The following is a 19940-nucleotide window of genomic DNA, read 5'->3' as shown; positions in this document are numbered from 1 at the left end:
AAACGAAAAAAACTAGTAAGATTGATTTCATTTGATAATTTATTTATAAAGTGATGCGAAACTGAAAATACTACTTTCATAATTTCAGATCGCATCACAATTATTATGCTCTTTCCTTATTCACACTCAACACGATTACCTGAGAACTGGCAAACGATCCTTCCTTTGCCGAGTCAAACCCGGTTCTACATGTTCCATTTCCACTGGCACCACATGGCCAGCTAGGGCAGGGTGCAGCACTCGCCGCCTGACCATCACCGGCTATGATAGATTTCATTTGACTCCTTGACCTACACAAAGTAAAGTCGGAATTGGAGGTGCAGCAGAAAAGATTGTCTAACGCCCAAATTCTTATGCTGGATGGCAGTCTGGATGCAAACGAATATCGGAACATAAAGGAAAGGCTTGGGCCGGAAATAGACCGGCTGCATAGGCAAATGATCAATCTGGAGGACAAGGGACCGGATGATCAGGCCATACTAGATAACGGATTAATTTTTTTATCTCAGATGAATACTATGTTCGAGCTGGCAAGCCCAGAGGAGAAATATCATTTCCTTGGTTCGACCTTCCCGGAAAAATTCACTTTTAAAGAAGGAGCAGTTCGAACCAATTCCGATAATTTGATCGTTCAGGCGCTTTTCGCGCGGGACGCGGCTTTCCGCCAAAAAAAAGAAGGAAGCACAATTTATTTTGTACTTCCTTCCGGTGGAGTGGGAGTTGACGGGTTCGAACCGCCGACCCTCTGCTTGTAAGGCAGATGCTCTGAACCAGCTGAGCTAAACTCCCTTTTTTGTGTCCCTTTGTTCGTTTGGGAGTGCAAAGATAGGGATTGGAATATTCCCGCCAAATTTTTGTCAGGAAAAATACAGTTTTTTTTCTCCAACCCCATCATTCTGAATGGCTCATACGCCCAAAAGCATATTCAACGCTTAACCCGGGATGCTTGCACCCTTCCCATATTTATATAACTTTGCGTATCAATAAATCGTACTTATGGCATTTGACGGACCTACAAGGCCTTACCAGGAAGATGATACGGATGTGCTCACCAGTGTTGAAGAGCCCTGTAACCTCATTGTATGGAATGATGAAGTGAATACATTCGAACATGTCATCGAAACCCTGATGGAGGTATGCGGCCATTCTGCTGAGCAGGCCGAGCAGTGCGCCTATATCATCCATTTTCAGGGCAAATACGCCGTGAAGAACGGAACATTCGATGAATTGAAACCTCAATGCGATGCCATTACAGACAGAGGCATCGGAGCCACCATTGAAGTAGTGGCAGCATAATCCTTCAGGGTAATCATGCCTTTATTCGCACTGGACGAAAAACTGGTTTTCCCGCCCGTTCATATGGCTGAACCGGACGGGCTCCTGGCCGTTGGCGGCGATCTCTCCCTCGAGCGGCTGGAACTGGCCTACCGGAGCGGCATCTTCCCCTGGTATGAAGGCGAATACATCCTTTGGTGGTGCCCCGATCCACGTTTCGTGATCTTTCCCTCCGAGTTGCGCATCAGTAAGAGCATGCAGCAACTGCTCAGAAAACAGACATTTACATTCACCATCAACAAGGCTTTCCGTGAAGTGATCAGCAACTGCCAGCAGATCAGCAGGGAAGGGCAGGACGGTACCTGGATCACTGCCGATGTGCTCGATGCTTATACCCGATTACATAATAAAGGATTGGCCCATAGCGCAGAAGCCTGGCTTAATGGAGAACTGGTAGGAGGATGTTACGGCATCAGATTGGGCAATGTATTTTTCGGAGAAAGCATGTTTAGTAAAGTGAGCAATGCCAGCAAGTTTGCTTTTATCAGCTACGCCCAACAATTGATCACAGAAGGCGTGCAGCTGATCGATTGCCAGGTATATACCGCACACCTCGAAAGCCTGGGTGCACGTATGATCCCCCGCACAGAATTCATTCAGCTGTTACAGGCGAACGGAGTGTAAGTCGTTCGGCAGCATGGCCCGCCACGTAGGCCAGTCGTGGGCCCACTCAGGTCCCCAGATACTCAGATCATACGGTATTGATTTGTTCTGCAGGATGCCCGCCAGTTGTCTCGCTGCATCGGGCGCTTCATAAGCACCACTCCCTGAAAGTATATGAATATGCCTGCTCTTCCTGATCTGCTCCAGGATCGCATGATCATTGAGGTTAGGAAGATAATGCACAGGGCTGTTGAAATATACATCATCATCAAAATACCCCCTGGTATACTCCGTGAGTTCATACACTCCGCTCATGGCGATGCATCCGTTGATGAGATCAGGCCTCTTGAAGAAAAGATTGGCGCTGTGCAATGCCCCGAAACTGGCTCCACAGGCGATGATCGGCGTGTCTGCACTGGTTTGCTGACGGATGAATGGAATCACTTCTTCAAACACATACTGGTTCCATTGCTGATGACGGACCGCTCTTTGCCTTGGCTCAACATGCTGGTTCATCCAGCTCTCATTGTTGATGCTGTCGATCGAAAATACCTTCATCAGGCCCGATTCTATCTGTGGCCGCAGGGAGTCGATCAGTTGAAACCGTTCATACTCCAGGTAATCCGCAGCTGCTGTAGGTATCAGCAGCAGGGCAAAGCCATAGTAGCCATAAATGGCCACAGGCATGTTCTTGTTCAGTGCCGGGCTATGCCAGGCGGTGAGTTTGCGCTCCATAGGCTGGTTTGATTGTCTTGCTGAAAATAACGAAAATTCATCATCGGCAAATCCTATACAGGCATGGGAATCTGGATAATATTTTCTATTGTTGTGAACAGGTATGAAAAAAGAAAAGGACAAAGCGGGCGCAGGCGTCAAGGAAATTGCCCGGAGGGCGAAGGTCTCCATTGCAACGGTAGACCGTGTAATCCACAACAGGCCTGGCGTTTCGGAGAAAACCAAAGAGAAGATCAACGCAATTATCCGCGAACTGAACTACCAGCCAAATGTGCTGGCGCAACGGCTTGCCCTGGCATCGCGAGGTACCCTGCGGCTCGCCGTACTGCTGCCCGCTATATCCGAAGAAACGGAATTCTGGCAGGCTCCGCTGGACGGAGTAAGCCAGGCTGAAAGCGAGATCCGCCAGTATAATGTGCATGTGGAAAGATTCCTCTTCGATCAGAACGACCAGCTATCCTTCACCAGACAGGTGAAAAAGATCGAACAAAGCAAACCGGATGGCCTCCTGTTCACACCTACATTCAGTGAAGAAAGTGTGCGGCTGATCCGCTACTGCGAAAAAGAACAGGTGCCTTATATCCTTATTAACGCAGATATTCCGGATACAGACAGGCAGTATTATATCGGGCCTGAACTCTTTCACTCCGGTTATCTGGCTGCCCAACTGCTGAACTTCTGCACCAATGCCGGTGAACCGGTCCTGCTGGTGAACATTGCAAGAGAGATCACGGGAAACCATGCCATCCTGCGTAAGGATGAAGGTTTCAGGGCCTTCTTCAGGGAGCACGACAAAAAAAGAGAGATCATTGCACTCAATACCACACAAACAGATTATGCTTCCGTGAGCCAGAAACTCACAAAGGCTTTTCAGCAGGAAGTAAAACCAGCTGCCATCTACGTTACCAACTCACGCGTGTCGCTGGTAGCAAAATGGATGGAGCAGAAAAAGATCAGCAATGTGATCCTGATAGGGTATGATTTCCTGAAAGAGAATATCAGTTTCCTGGAAAAAGGAATGATCCATTTCCTTATCTGCGAAAAGCCGCAGGAGCAAGGGTACAAAGGACTCATGAGCCTGTTCAATAAACTCGTTTACAATACGGAGCCGGAAAAGACCCTGCTCATGCCTATCGATATCATTACCAAAGAGAATTACCGCTTTTACCGTAATTAGTTCTACTTATCTCTCAAAAAAATACTTGCCCGTAGTTGCAGGATTTCCGAAAAAGTCTTATGTTCGTGTACGTACCCGGAAATAGTAAAGAGCATCGCCCGAAATAAGGAAAACTGGTTGAGGGCTTTTTTTAGATAGCGTATCGGGTACGTACACGATAATAGTTCTGTTGATTTTATGATATTATAATCAGGTTGTTCAAACGGTAGCAACCCGTTCATATGGCAAGACCCGGTAACAAGAACTCAGGTAATCTGTACTCTCATTGGTCAAGGCTTGGTTTTACAGAAGTACAGCAGCTTAACCCGCAACCTGCACGAGCCGTTTGAACACCCTGGTTAACTGGATTTTTTCTTCTTTCCATCAGATCCGCCAGTGTTCCATCACGCGGTAAGAATTTGTAAGTACCGGATTCTATAAATTTATTTTTCCCAGGTTTCGATGATCGGGGGCTGAGACTAGGCAGCCTCCTGATCTTTTTCTAACATGCTCTAACCTGTAGCGATGCCATTGATCAGGATCTACACATTATTAACAGCTTTTCTGCTGACCAGCTCTGCAAACTATGCGCAGGACTGGAATATCGCCCGCTTTGGCGCCAAAGGCGATGGGGTAACAGATAATACAGCTTTCATACAGCAGGCGGTGGATAGCTGCCATGCACACGGCGGTAAAGTGATCATTCCTCCCGGCCGTTTCCTCAGTGGAACCATTATTCTCAAAAGTTTTGTTACACTGCATGTTTCAGCAGGCGCTGTTTTATTAGCGCATACTGATCTGCGTAAGTATCCGCACCTTTCTGCCGGTATTCCTTTTTATGGGGAAGACTGGGCAAAACAGGCGCTGCTCTTTGCTGCCAATGCTGAACAGGTGAGCCTGGAAGGGGCAGGCATCATCGATGGACAGGGAGCTTTATTCCCCGTAACCACCGATAAAAAACCAGACCGTTACATGAACCGCCCATACCTGATCTGGATGGCAAACTGCCGCCGCGTCAGTGTAACAGGATTGCAGCTCCGGAACTCCGCGTTCTGGATGCAGCATTACCTGGGCTGCGAATACCTCCGCATAGATGGCCTCAATATCTGGAACCATTCCAACCGCAATAACGATATGATGGATATCGATGGTTGCCGCTACGTTACCATCAGTAATATCACCGGCGACTCCGATGATGATGGCATCACGCTTAAAAGCACATCGCCATTGCCAACTGAATTTGTGACCATTACCAACTGCATTCTCAGCAGTCATTGTAACGCACTTAAATTCGGAACTGAATCCACCGGCGGCTTCCGTAATATCACCATCAGCAACTGCGTGATCAAACCTTCGCGGCAGCTGACCACCATCTACGGAAAGCCTGCAGGTATCAGCGGCATCTCACTTGAAATAGTGGATGGCGGCCGCATGCAGCAGGTAAGCATCAATAATATTGTGATCGAAGGGGCAGAAGTGCCACTCTTCATCCGCCTGGGCAACAGGGCAAGGAAACATATCGCCGCCGCCATCGAGCCCTCTGTCGGCATTGTACAGGATGTGCATCTCTCCAATATTCAGGCCACCGGGGCAGGGGAGACGGGCTGCTCAATCGTAGGCATTCCCGGTGCAAAACCAAACGGTATCAGGCTGAGCAATATCAGTATTTCGATGAAAGGCGGAGGGGCAGCATCAGATGCCGGTCGCATCCCCGAAGAAAAGGAAAAAGATTACCCCGAAGCTACCATGTTTGGCAAGCTGCCGGCATCAGGGTTTTATATGCGGCATGTAGCCGGACTTACTATCGATGGACTCAGCCTGGTTACTGAACAGCCAGAGCAGCGTCCTGCGCTTCTGCTCGATGATGTAGAAGATTTCCGCATCGATGGCCTTTCTGCGCCGAAAGCAAGCGGCGTGCCGCTGATAATTATCAATAACTCGAAAGACGGTGTGCTGAACAACAGTAGAACCGCTATCCCATCCAATGATTTTTACCGGGCGGGGAAGGATGCTGTAAGGATAACGTATATTAGTAACCGAAAATAATCACATTGAACAGGCTGATGAAAATATGGGTGTTTTTGCTGCTGATGCATGGGTATAACCTGTGCAAGGCGCAGATCCCCGTATTGCCGCTGCCCGTTTTTTATTCCACTACAGCTGAACGCCTGAATTACCCTTCAGATCTTCTTTTCAGCAGCAGCAGTGCAGGAGACTCAATACTGGGACGACTGCTGTTGTTCTGGAAGGAATTCAGCACTGAATTCGCGCAGCCTTTGCAAAAACCTGCCAACTGCAGGCTCATTCTTCTTGGAAAGAATGCTGAAGAAGATGCACTGGTAGCAAAATATTTCAAAGCTCAACAAACTAATCCTGGCAAAGAAGGATACTGCCTGTTGATGCAGCAGGATACACGTTTTATTGCTGCACTTACTGAAGCAGGCCTGTTTTATGGTTTGCAAACCCTCCGGCAGCTCACACGCTCAGGATTTGCTCAGCCCGTTCTGATTGCCGACCAGCCTGCGTTTGCGCACCGGGTGGTATTTGATGATATCAGTCGTGGTCCCATTCCCACCGTGTCCACTATCAAAGAACAGATCCGCCGGCTTGCTGAAATTAAGATCAACTACCTGAGCTTCTACATCGAGCATGTGATCAAAACCCAGGCGCATCCCGGTATTGCGCCTGCAGATGGACATTTAAGCATCGCAGATATCAAAGAACTTTCCACCTACGCTGCAAAGTATCATATGCAGCTGATCGGCAGTTTCCAGTCATTCGGTCACTTTGAGAAGATCCTGGCGCTGCCGGATTATAAAGACATGCAGGCTACTCCTAATCTCATCGATCCCGATAATCCCAAAGCAAAACAGTTCCTGACGGATGTGATCGGTGAAATGTGTGAGGCCTTCTCCGCTCCCTGGTTCAATGTTAATTGCGATGAAACCTTTGATCTAGGTAAAGGCAGCAGTAAAAAAGGGGTCGACAGCCTGGGCATTGCCACCTATTACGCAAAACATATCAGTTTCCTCAACAGTATCGTTCGAAAGCATAATAAGCAATTGATGGTCTGGGGGGATATCGCCATTCAGCATGAAGAAATTTTAGATCAGCTGCCTGTAGATATTGTATGGCTGACCTGGGAATATGGCATACCGGCGAGTTTCGATAAATGGATCCTGCCATTCAAAAAAAGAGGATTGTCATTTATGGTTTGCCCGGGCGTGCTCAATTCAAACCGTCTCTTTCCGGATCATGAAATGGCTGTAAAGAATATTGCCGGGTTTGCGAAGGCAGGACGTGATGCCAGTGCATTGGGGGTATTCACCACGGTATGGGATGATGGTGGTGCAGCTGTCTTCGCTGCTGACTGGTACGGTGTGTACCGTGCCGCGGAAGCCAGCTGGAATACACCGGTTGATAATCTTACTGTTTTTGACAAACGATATTGCCAGGTAGCTTATAATGATTCTGCTGCCTGCTACACAAAAGCATTGCATACTTTTTTACAATTGCGGAAACTTCCTGCAACCTGGAATATGACAGATCAGTTCTGGAATCAGGTAGTACTTCCTGAAAAAGAACGAAAGCTGTTACTCAGTAATGCCGGATTGGATAATGCGGCTGCTGTCCTGGACCAGGCAGAATCCATCTTGCCTGGTTATACGGGGAAATGGAAAAACGATTATGCCGCACTGCGCTTGAGCATATCACAGTACCGCCTGATGATCAACCTCAGACGTGGAATGCCAGGATTTCAGGATGGCATCACTTATATCAGTAAACAACCGGCGAATAAACGCAACAGCATGTTGAAACAACTTGCATTCGGTGACTGGCTATTTCTGATGTCGGAAGGTTTGGCTACCGGTAAGTTGATGTTCCGGAATGCCTGGCTGGCGGAAAATCAAAACTACTGGCTGAACAATGCCCTCAAATCTTTTGATGAAAAGATAACTGCCATCCGGTACCTGCAGAATCAGCATGATCTGCTGCTTTCATTGACTTCCCGGAAAGCGGCAATACCCGATACGCTGTTTTCCCGGTTACAGGTCTTTGAAACCAATCAGTTCTTTTTTCAGAACTGGTTGCTTTGCGGTCCTTTCAACAGCAGCGGCAAGCCGCCATCATTCCTGTATTTTCCCGCAGCCACCGGCGGCTATCCTAAACCCGGCGACCAGTTTGATCTGGATAGTAAAAGTTTCCGCTGGAAGAAATTTGCATCGCTCAACGGAGGTATCACTTATCTGAATGAAATGGATGCATCACAATGGATGTACGCCTATGCCACCATTCAATCAGACAGTATCAGGAATTTACAGGCATTCTTACATGGTACCGCAGGGATAGAGCTTTATTGCAATGGTCAGTTTCTGCCATTGCAGCCAGCCGCAAAAGAGCTCACTATGTTGCCTGGTTCCGGCTTTCAAACTCAGGTTCCATTAATAAAAGGGATCAATTATCTTGTTATCAAATTGCCCGGCAATCTTCCGGACAGGGCCTTTGCCTTCAGGCTGCACCCTTCCGTAACCGTAGTGAACCATAAACACAAATATTACCTCAATCCAAATACCGGCGATCATGAAGCGGAATAGTACCCGGAAACAGATATCGAACCTGTTGATCATGCTTTTACTGTTTGGTAACCTGTATGCACAACCGAAAAAGGAGGATATTCTATCTGCACTCAAAACCTGTGCTACCCATGTGGCAGATGTGATCCTCGATTCCGCCGGCCGCTCGCGCTGCGATTATAACCTCACTGAAGGCAAATGGTACGAATACGAAGTTCCCTGGCATACCGGTCAGGCCGTATACAGCTTGCTGGCTGCCTATAAGATCACACATGATCCTGCCATCCTCAGCGCTGCCCGCCGTGGCGGTGATTACTGGATCTCCATGGAGATCAAAGATCACCCTGTGCTGAAAGGCATGGTGGCCGCCAGTCATGGTGATTTCATCGGCGGCGAGAACTATGTATTTGCCACTGTCTCCGATGGCACACCCGGCATTTATGAACTGAGCCGCGTTACCAAAGACCAGAAATACGCAAAGGTTGCTACCAATGCTGCCGCCTGGATGCTTCAGCATATGTATTACCCTGAGCAGGGTGTCTGTTACGATGTGATAGAAGCGAAGACCGGTACTGTGATGAAAGAGAACTCGCCTTTCTGGCAAACCAAAGAAAAGCAAACGCTCAACGATGTGGCCCGTCCCAACACTGAAGGCTGGCTCTTCAAAGACGCATTTTCCTTTTCGGGCGATAAAAAATTCAAGGATGCTTTCCTGCTGCTCTGCAACAGCCTTGTTGAAAAACAGGGCCCGGAAGGCCTCTGGATGCAATACATGCCCAACCACGCCGCTGAGAAAAGTTTCCATCCCCGTTTCAATCTCTGGTATGCAGAATCGCTCCTGGAGGCTTATGATATGACAGGGGAGAAGAAGTACATCGAAGCCGCCGCCAAAGTAGCGCGTGTTCATGCCAAAGCCCAGCAGAAAGATGGCACCCAGTTCTATGAACAATTCATAAATGGTACCGAACCGGACAGAGGCTCTATCTGTGGATCCGCCGTGGCCTTCTCAGGCATCGTGTGGATGCGGCTGGCAAAGGCGGGGTACAAAGAATTTGAACAGAATATCCAGCGCTCTGCCACCTGGTTACTGAACAACCGTTACGCAGCTGATCATCCCGATCCCAACCTGCGCGGTGCTGTGATCGAAACCAGGGCCAGGACCAAAAAAGGAAAGATCTGGCTGGTGAACAGGGATATCGCCACCAGCTTTGCCGTACGTTTTTTTGCAGATTACCTGAACTTCCAATATCGATGAACTGACCGGATGTAACGAAGTAGTATAACCGAAATAACAAAGTTTTAAACCCACTCAGTTATGAACCGATTGACCGAAACTTGCTTATGCCTGAAATTATTTGTCTTCCTGCTGCTTATGGGAAGTCCTTTTTTACTGCATGCCGCACCGGCTTATGCAGACAGTACCGGTTCCATCAGTGGTCTGGTGGCAGATAAGGATGGAGTGGCCTTAACCGGTGCTTCAGTTCACCTGAAAGGCACCACCATCACTGTGAGTTCTTCCCAGACGGGAATTTATTCCCTCCTCAACCTGCAGCCTGGTTCTTACACGATAGTAACCAGTTATATGGGATTCGAAACAAGTGAGCAAACCGTTACCCTGAGGCCCAATGAGAAGCTCAGCCTGAACATCACTTTGCAGCTGGGCAAGACCGGCCTCCGGTTTGTACTTGTAACCGCCTCCCGCGAAGGACAGGCCAAAGCATTGAACCAGCAACGCATGGCCGACAATATCAAACAGGTGATCTCCGCAGATCTTATGGGACGTTTCCCTGACCTCAACGTGGCGGAGGCCCTGCAAAGACTGCCTGGTGTAACCATCAGCAGGAATAAAGGCGAAGGCGCCACCGTTCAGCTGCGTGGTACACCCGGAGGTTTCACCAATATCAACGTCAATGGCGAACAGGTGATGGGCACCCAGGAGAATGGCGAACGTAATGCCTCCCTGGATGGTGTTTCGCTCGACGTGCTCAACTCCATGGAAGTGACCAAGACCCTTACACCGGATATGGATGGCGATGCCATCGCTGGCGCCGTGAATATGAAAACACCCGTGGCCTCAGCAGGCAAACGAAACCTGAAACTCGAAGCCGCCGGCAACTATAACGGCATGAGTGAAAAAGCAGGGTATGTGGGCAATATCAGTTACGGAACAAGACTGATCAGGAACAATGGCAATCCCAACGGTCGCCTTGGTATGCTGGTGACCGGATCCACCTACAGCACCAAAAACAGTTACGACGCACTGAATGCAGAAGTATGGCTGCCCAAAGATTTCGGTGATGGCAAAGGTTCGATCCTTTTCCCTACAGATATCCGCCTGGTCCAATACAATGGTGAACGCCGCAGGCAGGGCCTTTCGGGCACCATCGATTATGTGTTCAGCCCTTCTTCCAATATTGTTCTCAATGCCATGTACAACGATCTGGAAGATATCACAGAGCGCTATCGCAAGCGCTCCCGCATGCAAACAGGCAATACTACCAAAGCTTCGGCTGATGCTCCCTATCGCACCACAAGGGGCAGGGGATACAATGAATTCCGGGATCAGAATGAAAGAACCAAAAACCTGAACCTCAGTCTTACCAGCGATTTCGCCATCGGTAAGGTAAAAATTGATCTGGGTGGTTTCTACAACAAATCACAATATGTAAGTGAAGCCACTGCCTTTAATTTCCAGACAGGGAACGTAGTGATGGAGATCAATGATATCTATTCCGATTATCCTCAGGTAGGAGGCAGCGAATGGAAGAATGACGGGGCTCTGTACAATTTCAACCTCGTTGAACGAGATAACTATACAACGCGTGGCAACAATATTGTTGGCCGTCTGAATTTCACCATTCCGTATGCCATCGGCAACAACACTGCTTCCCTGAAATTCGGGGGCAAGTACAAACGCATGCACAATGAGCGTTTCCGTCCGAATTCCGCAGGTACCTTCCTTTATTCAGGACCCTCTGCAAACGGCAAACTCAGCATGTTCGCAGGAAGCCCTGAAGTGTCGGGCAGCTTCCTGGATGACAATTACAAATTCGGTCTTGGGGTTAATGCCAACGCTGTTCGCGAATATTTCCGTGACAATATCAATACTTCCAATTTCACTTTCCAGGAAAACGGGCAGCGCATGAGCATCGATCCATATTTCTTCGATGCGGTAGAACAGGTGACTTCCGGATATGTACAGAACCGGATCCAGTTCAGCAAATGGATGCTTTTGAGTGGTGTTCGCCTGGAGTACACTGATGTAGACTATGATGGCAATGTGGTAGAGCAGGATGGCGATGAAGCCTGGGTGAGCACTACAAGAGTGAATGCCAGGAACCATTATCTCAAAGTGCTTCCAAACATTCAGGCCAAATATGATATCGATAAAACAACCCTCATCAGAGGCGCTGTTACTTTCGGTTACTCACGCCCTACCTTCACAGACCTGGTGCCGGGAAGAGTGATCAATAACCTGGGTTCTACCATCACTGATGGCAATCCCGGTCTGGACCCCGCTTTCTCCACCAACCTCGATCTGATGGCTGAGAAGTATCTCAATAACCTCGGAATCCTCTCCGCCGGTCTCTTTTACAAGAGCATCGACAAATTCCAGTACAGAAGTGTAACTGTACTGAAAGGTGATGAGTTCCAGGGTGCTGCTCCTTACACAGACTGGCAGTGGTTCCGCACGCTGAACGGCGACAGAGCCACTGTATTCGGGCTTGAACTGAACGCGCAGGCCAACCTCACTTTCCTGCCTGGTATCCTGAAAGGATTCAGCATCCTGGCCAATTACACCTACACCAAATCAAAGGCAAATGCGCAACTGCGCAAGGACCTGCGGCTTCCCGGTCAGGCAGCCAGTGCAGCCAATGGTTCTCTGTCATTCACTTACAAGAAATTCTCCATCCAGGGCAACGTGAACTATAACGGTTCTTACACCATTGCGCTTGGTGCAGATGACGCAACGGATGTGATCCGTGATACACGTCTTCAGTTCGATGCCAATACTTCCTATATGTTCAGCAATATGCTGAGTGTATATGCTGAAGTGGTGAATTTTACCAACTCACCGCAGCGAACTTATTATGGAGCAGAGAACCGTATCTATGGAAAGCAATATTATTCCACCTGGGGACGCCTGGGTGTGAAAGTGAGATTATAATTGAACACACAAATTGAAAACCATCCCCAAATGAAAGAGAAGAGGGCAGACAGTTTACCAGTTTACATTTACGAGAACAGGGCTGAAATGGGCCGGGAGGCAGCAAAACTGGCCGCAGCAAGGATCCGGCAGCTGCTGCAGCAAAAAGAATCGGTCAATATCGTTTTTGCTGCAGCACCCAGTCAGAATGAATTCCTTGCTGCCTTACTGCAGGAGTCAGTTGAGTGGAACCGCATCCGCGGTTTCCATATGGATGAGTATCTCGGCATGGCTCCCGATGCACCCCAGCAGTTTGGTCCTTTTCTCCGCGAAAGGATCTTCAGTAAGGTTGATTTCCTGGAAGTACATTACCTGAACGGACAAACAGATAATCCAGAGGAGGAGTGCGCCCGCTACCGGGCACTTCTGGAGCTTTATCCTACGGATATAGTATGTATGGGTATCGGTGAAAACACACATCTTGCCTTCAATGACCCGCATGTAGCCGACTTCAGCGATCCCCATCTTGTTAAGGTGGTGGACCTGGATGATGCCTGCCGTCAGCAACAGGTGAATGATGGGGCTTTCGCCAGCACCTCCGATGTACCTTCCTATGCCTTCACCCTTACCATTCCTGCACTTACACGGGCCAGTTACCTGTTCTGTATGGTGCCGGGAAAGAACAAGGCTGAAGCAGTGAAGCATACGGTGCATGATTTGATCTCGGAACAGTATCCGTCAACCATCCTGCGGACGCATCCTAATGCCATCCTTTTCCTGGATGAAGACAGTGCCTCGGCATTGTAATATTTTTCTGTTATCTTACTGCTTCGTCACCCCGAAAAAAATTGACCGGATGCAACCTTACCAGAAAACAACACGCTATCGCTGGTTTATCTGCAGCTTACTGTTCTTTGCTACCACCATCAATTATATCGACCGCCAGGTATTAGGTCTTCTCAAACCCGTACTGGAAAAGCAGTTCGGCTGGTCGGAGATGGAATACAGTTATATCGTGATGGCCTTTACGGCTTCTTACGCTGTTGGCCTGGTTGTTTTCGGAAGGATCATCGACAGGATAGGAACGAAGCTTGGCTACACCATATCCATCACCATCTGGAGCATCGCGGCCATGCTGCATGCGGCTGTCCGCAGTACCTTCGGTTTCGGCGCGGCACGCGCAGCGCTTGGCATCGGGGAGTCGGGCAATTTCCCTGCCGCCATCAAGACTGTTGCAGAATGGTTTCCCAAAAAAGAAAGGGCATTAGCCACCGGCATACTGGATTCCGGTTCCAATATCGGCGCCTGCGTGGCGCCGGTATTGGTTCCCTGGATCCTCGGATGGTATGGGTGGCAGGAAGCCTTCATCATCACCGGAGCACTTGGCTTCATCTGGCTCATCATCTGGCGCATCTTTTACACCGTTCCATCAAAGCAGGCGCGCATCTCAGCATCCGAATTAGCGCATATCAATTCCGATCAGCAGCAGGAAGCCGATGAACCTAAACTCCGCTGGGCGCAGCTCTTCCGGCTTCGCCAGACCTGGGCCTTCATCGCAGGTAAATTCTTCACTGATCCTATCTGGTATTTCTTCATGTACTGGCTGCCGTCCTATTTCAGCAGCACTTTCCACCTCGATCTCAAGAAGCCGAGTCTTCCCCTGGTTATTGTGTACTCTGCCACTACCATCGGTGCCATCGGCGGGGGACTCCTCAGTTCCTGGCTCATTAAAAGAGGCTGGAATGTCGGTCGTTCCCGCAAATTCACCTTACTCATCTCTGCCCTTCTGGTACTTCCGGTTATGGCTGCCCGTTATACCGACAGTATGTGGACCGTAGTGATCCTCATCAGTATCGCTGTTGCCGGAAACGCGGCCTGGAGCGCCAATATCTACACCATCGTATCCGATATGCTTCCGCGTAATGCTGTAAGTTCCGTCATAGGTATCGGTGGCATGGCCGGTGCTATTGGGGGCGTGCTCTTTCCTCTCGCTATCGGCGGTATTCTCGAATTCTACAAATCAGCCGGCAACATCACACAGGGCTATAATATCATTTTCATTTTCTGCGGACTATCGTTCCTGCTTGCCTGGCTGGTATTGCACTGGATCACGCCGCGCATGACGCCTTACGCTGCGTCCCGAAAAGAAGCATGACATTGTTTCAAACCAACCCAACAGCTCATATAAATTTTACAGTTCAGTTATTAAACCGCAGCCGGATTTCCCTGCCCCCCGGCAACTGCAACAGCAATAACCGAAAACATAACAAACAGGGAAAACAGGAAACTTCAATTCGTCCCCAAGGCATTTACCCTTCTCTCACTTAGGGTTTTGCGATGACGAGTTTCCGGGAAATCTTTTCTTTTCCCATTACTGCTTCCACCAGGTAGGTGCCGGTTGGTAAGCCGGATATGTCAAGTGGAAATTGTTGAAAGGGGAGAGATTTGGTTATTGTTGAATGAAGCAGAACTATTCCTGATATACCGGTGATAGATATACGAACAATTCCTGTATAGGCATTATCTATTTGAAGATTTACCCTTCGGGAAGCCGGGACAGGGAAGAGTTTTACCTTTTTGTTGATTTCAATAAAGGGGGCAGATAATACGATGTCTGCTGTCAGTTCCGCTCTGAATGGTCTTTCCACACCCAGTGATTGTTGTATGGTACCCAGAAAAACGAGCTTGTTGTTGATGCTCTGAAGATCCGTGCAGGTGAGCTCTGTTCCTTTGTTGCCAAAGAATGCAGCTCCTTTCTGATTTCCATCGGGATCTGTTTTCATCAGGAAGCCGAAGCTCTCTCTGGGGCCCAGTTCCGGCAGGCCGCTGGTACCAGCCAGGAAATAATGTCCGGCTGTTTCCAGCAGCGCGGAAGCGGCATCGAATTTATCGAAATCGAATTGTTTCTCCCATTGTCTGACACCGTGCTGATCAGTCTTCAGTAATAGGATATCCTGTTTATTGAGATCTGCGAAATAGCGGATATATCCGGTGATCAGGTAACTGTTGTCTGCAGTGACGATGAGTTTGGTGGCGATGGCCTGATTCTGGCCATAAGGAAAAGTGTTGTACCAGGAAAGTATTCCCTGTGCATTGAATTTAGCCAGGAAGAGACTGGCGTAAGGAGTTTGCATCGGCATTTCATAACCTGCAACAAGGATATCATTCTGTGGTGTGATGGCCAGTGATCTTCCCACGATATATTTCCCATGAATGCTGTGTTCCTGTTTCCATTCCTGCTGACCGGTGCTGTTCAGTTTGAGAAGTATGAGTTTCCTGGTTTCTGAACCGAGACCTGCATTTTCCATTCCGCAAAGCAGAAAACCTCCATCAGGAGCAGGTATTATATCGCGGATGGCAGTACTGAATACTTCAGATACCCAAAGGAAGTTTCCATCGGCGTCGGTTTTTGAAACTTTGAAAACATTCCCGAACAGCCCGCCTTTTGCCTGGGCTACGGAGATGAAATGGCCGCCGGATAATGCTTTCATCAGTATGTTCTCAAATGGAGTATATGGCAATTCCTTATGCCAGAGCACAGCTCCCTGTTGGTTTGTTCGGGTGATCCTGGATTGGAACTTTTCTGTTACAGGATCCATTTCCAGTGCAGCCATGATGGTTCCGTCATCTGAATGAACAATCCCATTGACAAGCCGCTGGATTTTTTTACCGGGGTCAGGGTTAATGGTTATAACGGGAGATGGATTGACCAATGGTAAAGGGAAGCCGGATTGCTGCATCAATCCATTCTGATCTGTCCGGAATAAAACGGGTTCGGAGGACACAGAATAATAAGTGGTGGCCTGACCACCAAAAAGGATACTGCCATCCAGGTTCACCAGCAGGCTTTTTCCATAGTCTGTTCCTGCTGTTCCGAAACTGCGGACCCATAACGGATTCCCAACAGGATCCATTTTCATCAGCGATATATTAGCCCCCACCTGATCCTGGTCCTGAGGTGTCAGTCCTGTTCTGGCAAGCAGTATATATCCCTGATCAGTAACCGAAATGTCTTCATCGATATCACCTAAATACAGGTCAAGTCTTTTTTCCCATTCTGTGTTCCCATCCCTGCCTGTTTTTACCAGCAGGATATCATTGTTCCTGGTTCCTTCTTTTTCGTAACCGGCATAGAGATAACCGGAATCGTGAGTTTTGATCATCCTTCTGAGAATACCTGTTGTATTTGCTGCGGGCTGGTAATTTACTGGCTGGACTGTATAATCTCCGTCTGTATCCACTTTCAGGTGGACGGTCTTGCTGACGCCTCCGCTGTTATGAAGCAACTCCACGCCATTATTCTCACCTTCAACTGCATCCAGCTCGCCACCAAGATCGAAGGTGAACTCTTTTTTCCATACGGTGTTGAACTGTCCATCGAAATAATATAAATCTGCATGGTTACCTGTTGGTTCACGGTGGCTGAACGACAGGTATTGATGGTCGCTGCTTCCGGCTACCAGTTTAAGCTGGTCGAAATTATTGACTACATGAATGTCTTTTTGCAGTGTGATCTGTCCGGAGGGAGATATCCGGTAAAGCCTGATAATATTGTTTGTGCCGTACAGTGAGCCAGTAATGCAGAAGTCGCCGTTGGTGAACCTGCTCAGATGCTCCAGGTACAGACCTGCCTCATCCCAATTCCGCTCTGCCAGCACATTCCCCTGTTGATCGATGCGATAGAAATGTTTTGTAGTGATGAAGGCGAATTCATCCTGGCTGATGCGCACCATTTTTCTGAACTGATGCGTAATGCCGGGGTTTACCCGGTAAATTTTCTGGAATGTTTGGGCATGAAGGGCATGGAACCCACTGATAAAAAGGATAAAGGATGTGATCTTCAGAAAAGACATAAAAATTGGATTTAGTCTTTTCCCTGACAATGGAACAGATCCGGCCGTTTCATGGAAATGCTGAGCCGCAGGTATTGCTTGCCGGAACATCAGTAGAGTACGCGGGTCCGGCAAGCAACCTGAACTACTTAATGCTATTATTATTCTGCTGTTTTGAAAGCGTTCCGTTCATCTGATAGGTTAGTACTTCTCCATTTTTCATCACTTCCACAATTCTGTAGCCATAATAAGGAACGCCCCAGCTGCCACCAATATGTCCATCGAAGAAATAATGCTTCCCTCCACTCTCTTTTACAGCATCCTGGTCGTGGTCATGACCATGGAAGATGCCTTTGAGATTGGATTGTTTCGCAAACAGGGAAGTCAGTTCAGGGCACTCGATGCCATTGTCCGTCCATTTGAACGGGGTGATATGCATAAAAACGAAGAGGTTTTTCTTGCCGGCGAATCGATTCAGTTGGGTTTCCGCATAGCTGAGATCAGGACAAACATATTTCCCGGTCACATCAGCCGTGTTCAGGATGATGAAGCCGTTATCGCCCTGCTCAAAAGCATGGTGCCAGGAATAACCGAGCGCTTTATTCCACTCCTCTTCCGGTACATGATCATGATTGCCATGGGTGGCATACCAGGGCATGTTCAGCCGGTCCCAGACCGCTTTCACCTTGGGGAAGAATGCAGGATTATCATGGAAAAGGTCACCGTTGATGACACTGAAATCCAGGCCACGGGTTTCTTTTTCCCGGTTCAACCAGTCGACCATGGTGGAGTGGGTGAGGTCGAAATCAGTCTTTGGCTGCCCGAAATGCCCATCGGATGCAAGGGCAAAACGCAGTTTCACCTTTTTCCTGTCTGGCAGGGTAAAAGTTCCGGGTACGAAAGAAAGGAGGGTATTGCCGGCGCCGATCAATACGGCCGCGCGGATGGTCTGACCAATGAAACGCCTGCGGGTGAGCATCTAAGGAGGTTTTATAGGATGTGAAGATAGTTTTTTTAACTATTAGGGTATTATTAATAAATTGGGCGCCAAATCTCGTGAAGAAAGCATGTTGCAATCCGAAATATCTGAACTGTTAACCACTTCTCCTGCTGTACAAATGATCCGTATGCGCAATGCCCACTGGGTATTGCCATTCCTGTACCAGACCTTCAAATCCGAGAACAGGCTGAGTATTCCGGAACCGGTACTTACATCCGTACTGGCGGAGGAACTGCGTACCCATGCGGAAGGCACAGAGGACCTGGAGGAAGCCCGGATCGAATTCGGGGAGGATGAGGAGAGCCGTGCACGCAAATACCTGCTCAACTGGGTACAGAAAAGACTGCTCCAGGATTTTCCGGACGGGGATTCCGTGACCCAGTACCAGCTCAGTTCCCATACCGAAAAAGTGTTCCAGTGGCTGCAGAGCCTCCAGAAAAGACAATTCGTGGGTACTGAAAGCCGTTTCCGCTTCCTCTTCCAGACCCTTAAGGAAATGGTGGAATACACGCAGGACAACAGCGCCGCCCGCCTGGAAGACCTGAAGAATAAACGTGCGGAAATAGACAGGGAGATCAAGAAACTGGAAATGGGCTACCAGCCGGAAGTGTTCAGCAATGCGCAGGTAACGGAGCGGCTCGACTGGTTCATTCGTCTCAGCTACGAGCTCCTCAGTGATTTCAGGGAGGTGGAAGATAATTTCAAAGGCATCCACCGTGCTATCGTGGAGCAACACACGAAGGCGGAAGCCAGCAAGGGTGCCATCCTGGGATTTGCTTTCGGCGCATATGATGAGCTCCGCAAAAGCGACCAGGGCAAGAGTTTCTATGCATTCTGGGACTTCCTCATCAGCCGCAGCGGACAGGAGGAATGGAAACAGATGACGGACAGCCTGCTGGCATTGTTGCAGGAACGTGAGATTGAAACCAACAGTAATTATGTCCGTAATATAAAAAGCCTGCTGTTGCAGCAGGGGCGCAGTGTGTACGATGCCAACGATAAGATGGCGGAGAAACTGAGCCGCATCATCACTGAGAAAGAGATCGCACGTCACAGAAGACTCCGTCAGCAGATCAGTTCCATCAAGGACCTGGTATTCCAGCTGATGGATGAGAATAAAGTGGATGCAGGCCTTACCACTACCGGGGCGGCAGAGATAAAAATGAGCATGGAGCGCAAGCTCACACTGATGCCTAAATCTGCTCCGCCTGTAGTGAAACAACCTGCCAATGCTTCTGAAAAAGTGGAAGACCTGGAACGTTTCAACAGGATGCTCAATACTGCCTTTATTGATAAAAAGAAATTATGGGGCCAGGTGGAAACAGTGCTGGAAAAACATCATACAGCCACTCTGCGTGAGATCATCGATACAGTAGGGCTGGAACATGGGGTGGGTGAAGTTGTCAGTTATTTCAGCTTTCTCAAAGAAAAGGGTAATCGCGTTCAGACCTTGCCCAATATGAAAGAGCTGATACCGCTGAATAAGGAGCAAACGCGTTTTATTGAAGTGCCGTACCTGCTTTTCAGCCGTTAGTTCATTCAAACATTAAAAGAATTC

Annotated in this window: 13 protein-coding genes and 1 tRNA gene; 10 read left to right on the top strand and 4 right to left on the bottom strand. The window is 48.6% G+C overall.

What is annotated here, in order from left to right; all coding sequences use genetic code 11:
* Positions 1 to 714: 714 nt before the first annotated feature.
* A tRNA-Val gene (locus tag ACTHMC_RS28805) sits at positions 715 to 789 on the bottom strand.
* A gap of 207 nt (positions 790 to 996) precedes the next feature.
* On the opposite strand from ACTHMC_RS28805, the gene ACTHMC_RS28800 reads away from it, so the two are divergent.
* Both ACTHMC_RS28800 and aat read left to right on the top strand, forming a co-directional pair.
* Positions 997 to 1296, top strand: coding sequence for an ATP-dependent Clp protease adaptor ClpS (locus ACTHMC_RS28800; protein WP_440418539.1), 300 nt, complete (start codon positions 997 to 999; stop codon positions 1294 to 1296).
* 15 nt (positions 1297 to 1311) lie between these two features.
* The gene (gene aat, locus ACTHMC_RS28795) at positions 1312 to 1959 is read left to right on the top strand and encodes a leucyl/phenylalanyl-tRNA--protein transferase (RefSeq protein WP_440418538.1); all 648 of its coding nucleotides are present in this window, start codon (positions 1312 to 1314) and stop codon (positions 1957 to 1959) included.
* On the opposite strand, the gene ACTHMC_RS28790 is transcribed toward aat, so the two are convergent.
* Complete coding sequence (locus tag ACTHMC_RS28790) at positions 1939 to 2673, bottom strand: esterase family protein (RefSeq protein WP_440418537.1); 735 nt, start codon at positions 2671 to 2673, stop codon at positions 1939 to 1941. The two genes, aat and ACTHMC_RS28790, sit on opposite strands and share 21 nt — an antisense overlap.
* 103 nt (positions 2674 to 2776) lie before the next feature.
* On the opposite strand from ACTHMC_RS28790, the gene ACTHMC_RS28785 reads away from it, so the two are divergent.
* The 7 genes from ACTHMC_RS28785 to ACTHMC_RS28755 all read left to right on the top strand — a co-directional run bounded on the left by ACTHMC_RS28785 (position 2777) and on the right by ACTHMC_RS28755 (position 14705).
* Positions 2777 to 3850 carry a LacI family DNA-binding transcriptional regulator gene (locus ACTHMC_RS28785; protein ID WP_440418536.1) on the top strand — a complete coding sequence of 358 codons (1074 nt, stop codon included), beginning with the start codon at positions 2777 to 2779 and terminating at the stop codon, positions 3848 to 3850.
* Between the two features lie 504 nt (positions 3851 to 4354).
* Positions 4355 to 5875 (top strand): glycoside hydrolase family 28 protein, encoded by a 1521-nt coding sequence (locus ACTHMC_RS28780; RefSeq protein ID WP_440418535.1) that lies wholly within the window; start codon positions 4355 to 4357, stop codon positions 5873 to 5875.
* Between the two features lie 17 nt (positions 5876 to 5892).
* Positions 5893 to 8424, top strand: coding sequence for a family 20 glycosylhydrolase (locus ACTHMC_RS28775; RefSeq protein WP_440418534.1), 2532 nt, complete (start codon positions 5893 to 5895; stop codon positions 8422 to 8424).
* Entirely contained in the window at positions 8411 to 9658 is a 1248-nt protein-coding gene (locus ACTHMC_RS28770) for a hypothetical protein (RefSeq protein WP_440418533.1), read from the top strand. Before ACTHMC_RS28775 ends, ACTHMC_RS28770 begins: the two co-directional genes overlap by 14 nt.
* 60 nt (positions 9659 to 9718) lie before the next feature.
* Positions 9719 to 12571, top strand: a complete 2853-nt coding sequence (locus ACTHMC_RS28765) for a TonB-dependent receptor (protein ID WP_440418532.1) — start codon at positions 9719 to 9721, stop codon at positions 12569 to 12571.
* A 30-nt stretch (positions 12572 to 12601) separates the two neighbouring features.
* Positions 12602 to 13357, top strand: a complete 756-nt coding sequence (locus ACTHMC_RS28760) for a glucosamine-6-phosphate deaminase (RefSeq protein ID WP_440418531.1) — start codon at positions 12602 to 12604, stop codon at positions 13355 to 13357.
* Between the two features lie 49 nt (positions 13358 to 13406).
* Positions 13407 to 14705 carry an MFS transporter gene (locus ACTHMC_RS28755; protein ID WP_440418530.1) on the top strand — a complete coding sequence of 433 codons (1299 nt, stop codon included), beginning with the start codon at positions 13407 to 13409 and terminating at the stop codon, positions 14703 to 14705.
* Positions 14706 to 14874: 169 nt separating this feature from the next.
* Here the strand turns inward: ACTHMC_RS28755 and ACTHMC_RS28750 are convergent, their stop codons facing one another.
* Together ACTHMC_RS28750 and ACTHMC_RS28745 are read right to left on the bottom strand one after the other, a co-directional pair.
* Complete coding sequence (locus ACTHMC_RS28750) at positions 14875 to 17403, bottom strand: T9SS type A sorting domain-containing protein (RefSeq protein WP_440418529.1); 2529 nt, start codon at positions 17401 to 17403, stop codon at positions 14875 to 14877.
* A 124-nt stretch (positions 17404 to 17527) separates the two neighbouring features.
* Complete coding sequence (locus ACTHMC_RS28745) at positions 17528 to 18361, bottom strand: metallophosphoesterase family protein (RefSeq protein ID WP_440418528.1); 834 nt, start codon at positions 18359 to 18361, stop codon at positions 17528 to 17530.
* A gap of 88 nt (positions 18362 to 18449) precedes the next feature.
* Between ACTHMC_RS28745 and ACTHMC_RS28740 the strand changes: the two genes are divergently transcribed.
* Positions 18450 to 19916, top strand: a complete 1467-nt coding sequence (locus tag ACTHMC_RS28740; RefSeq protein ID WP_440418527.1) for a DUF3375 domain-containing protein — start codon at positions 18450 to 18452, stop codon at positions 19914 to 19916.
* Positions 19917 to 19940: the final 24 nt, after the last annotated feature.

Source organism: Pseudobacter sp. (genome assembly GCF_051955275.1).
Classification (GTDB): Bacteria; Bacteroidota; Bacteroidia; order Chitinophagales; family Chitinophagaceae; genus Pseudobacter.
The sequence above is the reverse complement of the archived record's forward strand: the minus strand, read 5'-3'. Positions and strand labels throughout refer to the sequence as shown.

What these genes read in the sequence shown, in the direction of transcription:
- ACTHMC_RS28780 (WP_440418535.1), top strand. Translation starts at nt 4,355, where the DNA reads ATGCCATTGATCAGGATCTACACATTATTAACAGCTTTTCTGCTGACC.
- ACTHMC_RS28740 (WP_440418527.1), top strand. Translation starts at nt 18,450, where the DNA reads ATGTTGCAATCCGAAATATCTGAACTGTTAACCACTTCTCCTGCTGTA.
- ACTHMC_RS28765 (WP_440418532.1), top strand. Translation starts at nt 9,719, where the DNA reads ATGAACCGATTGACCGAAACTTGCTTATGCCTGAAATTATTTGTCTTC.
- ACTHMC_RS28785 (WP_440418536.1), top strand. Translation starts at nt 2,777, where the DNA reads ATGAAAAAAGAAAAGGACAAAGCGGGCGCAGGCGTCAAGGAAATTGCC.
- ACTHMC_RS28775 (WP_440418534.1), top strand. Translation starts at nt 5,893, where the DNA reads ATGAAAATATGGGTGTTTTTGCTGCTGATGCATGGGTATAACCTGTGC.
- ACTHMC_RS28770 (WP_440418533.1), top strand. Translation starts at nt 8,411, where the DNA reads ATGAAGCGGAATAGTACCCGGAAACAGATATCGAACCTGTTGATCATG.
- ACTHMC_RS28750 (WP_440418529.1), bottom strand. Translation starts at nt 17,403, where the DNA reads ATGTCTTTTCTGAAGATCACATCCTTTATCCTTTTTATCAGTGGGTTC.
- aat (WP_440418538.1), top strand. Translation starts at nt 1,312, where the DNA reads ATGCCTTTATTCGCACTGGACGAAAAACTGGTTTTCCCGCCCGTTCAT.
- ACTHMC_RS28790 (WP_440418537.1), bottom strand. Translation starts at nt 2,673, where the DNA reads ATGGAGCGCAAACTCACCGCCTGGCATAGCCCGGCACTGAACAAGAAC.
- ACTHMC_RS28755 (WP_440418530.1), top strand. Translation starts at nt 13,407, where the DNA reads ATGCAACCTTACCAGAAAACAACACGCTATCGCTGGTTTATCTGCAGC.
- ACTHMC_RS28800 (WP_440418539.1), top strand. Translation starts at nt 997, where the DNA reads ATGGCATTTGACGGACCTACAAGGCCTTACCAGGAAGATGATACGGAT.
- ACTHMC_RS28760 (WP_440418531.1), top strand. Translation starts at nt 12,602, where the DNA reads ATGAAAGAGAAGAGGGCAGACAGTTTACCAGTTTACATTTACGAGAAC.
- ACTHMC_RS28745 (WP_440418528.1), bottom strand. Translation starts at nt 18,361, where the DNA reads ATGCTCACCCGCAGGCGTTTCATTGGTCAGACCATCCGCGCGGCCGTA.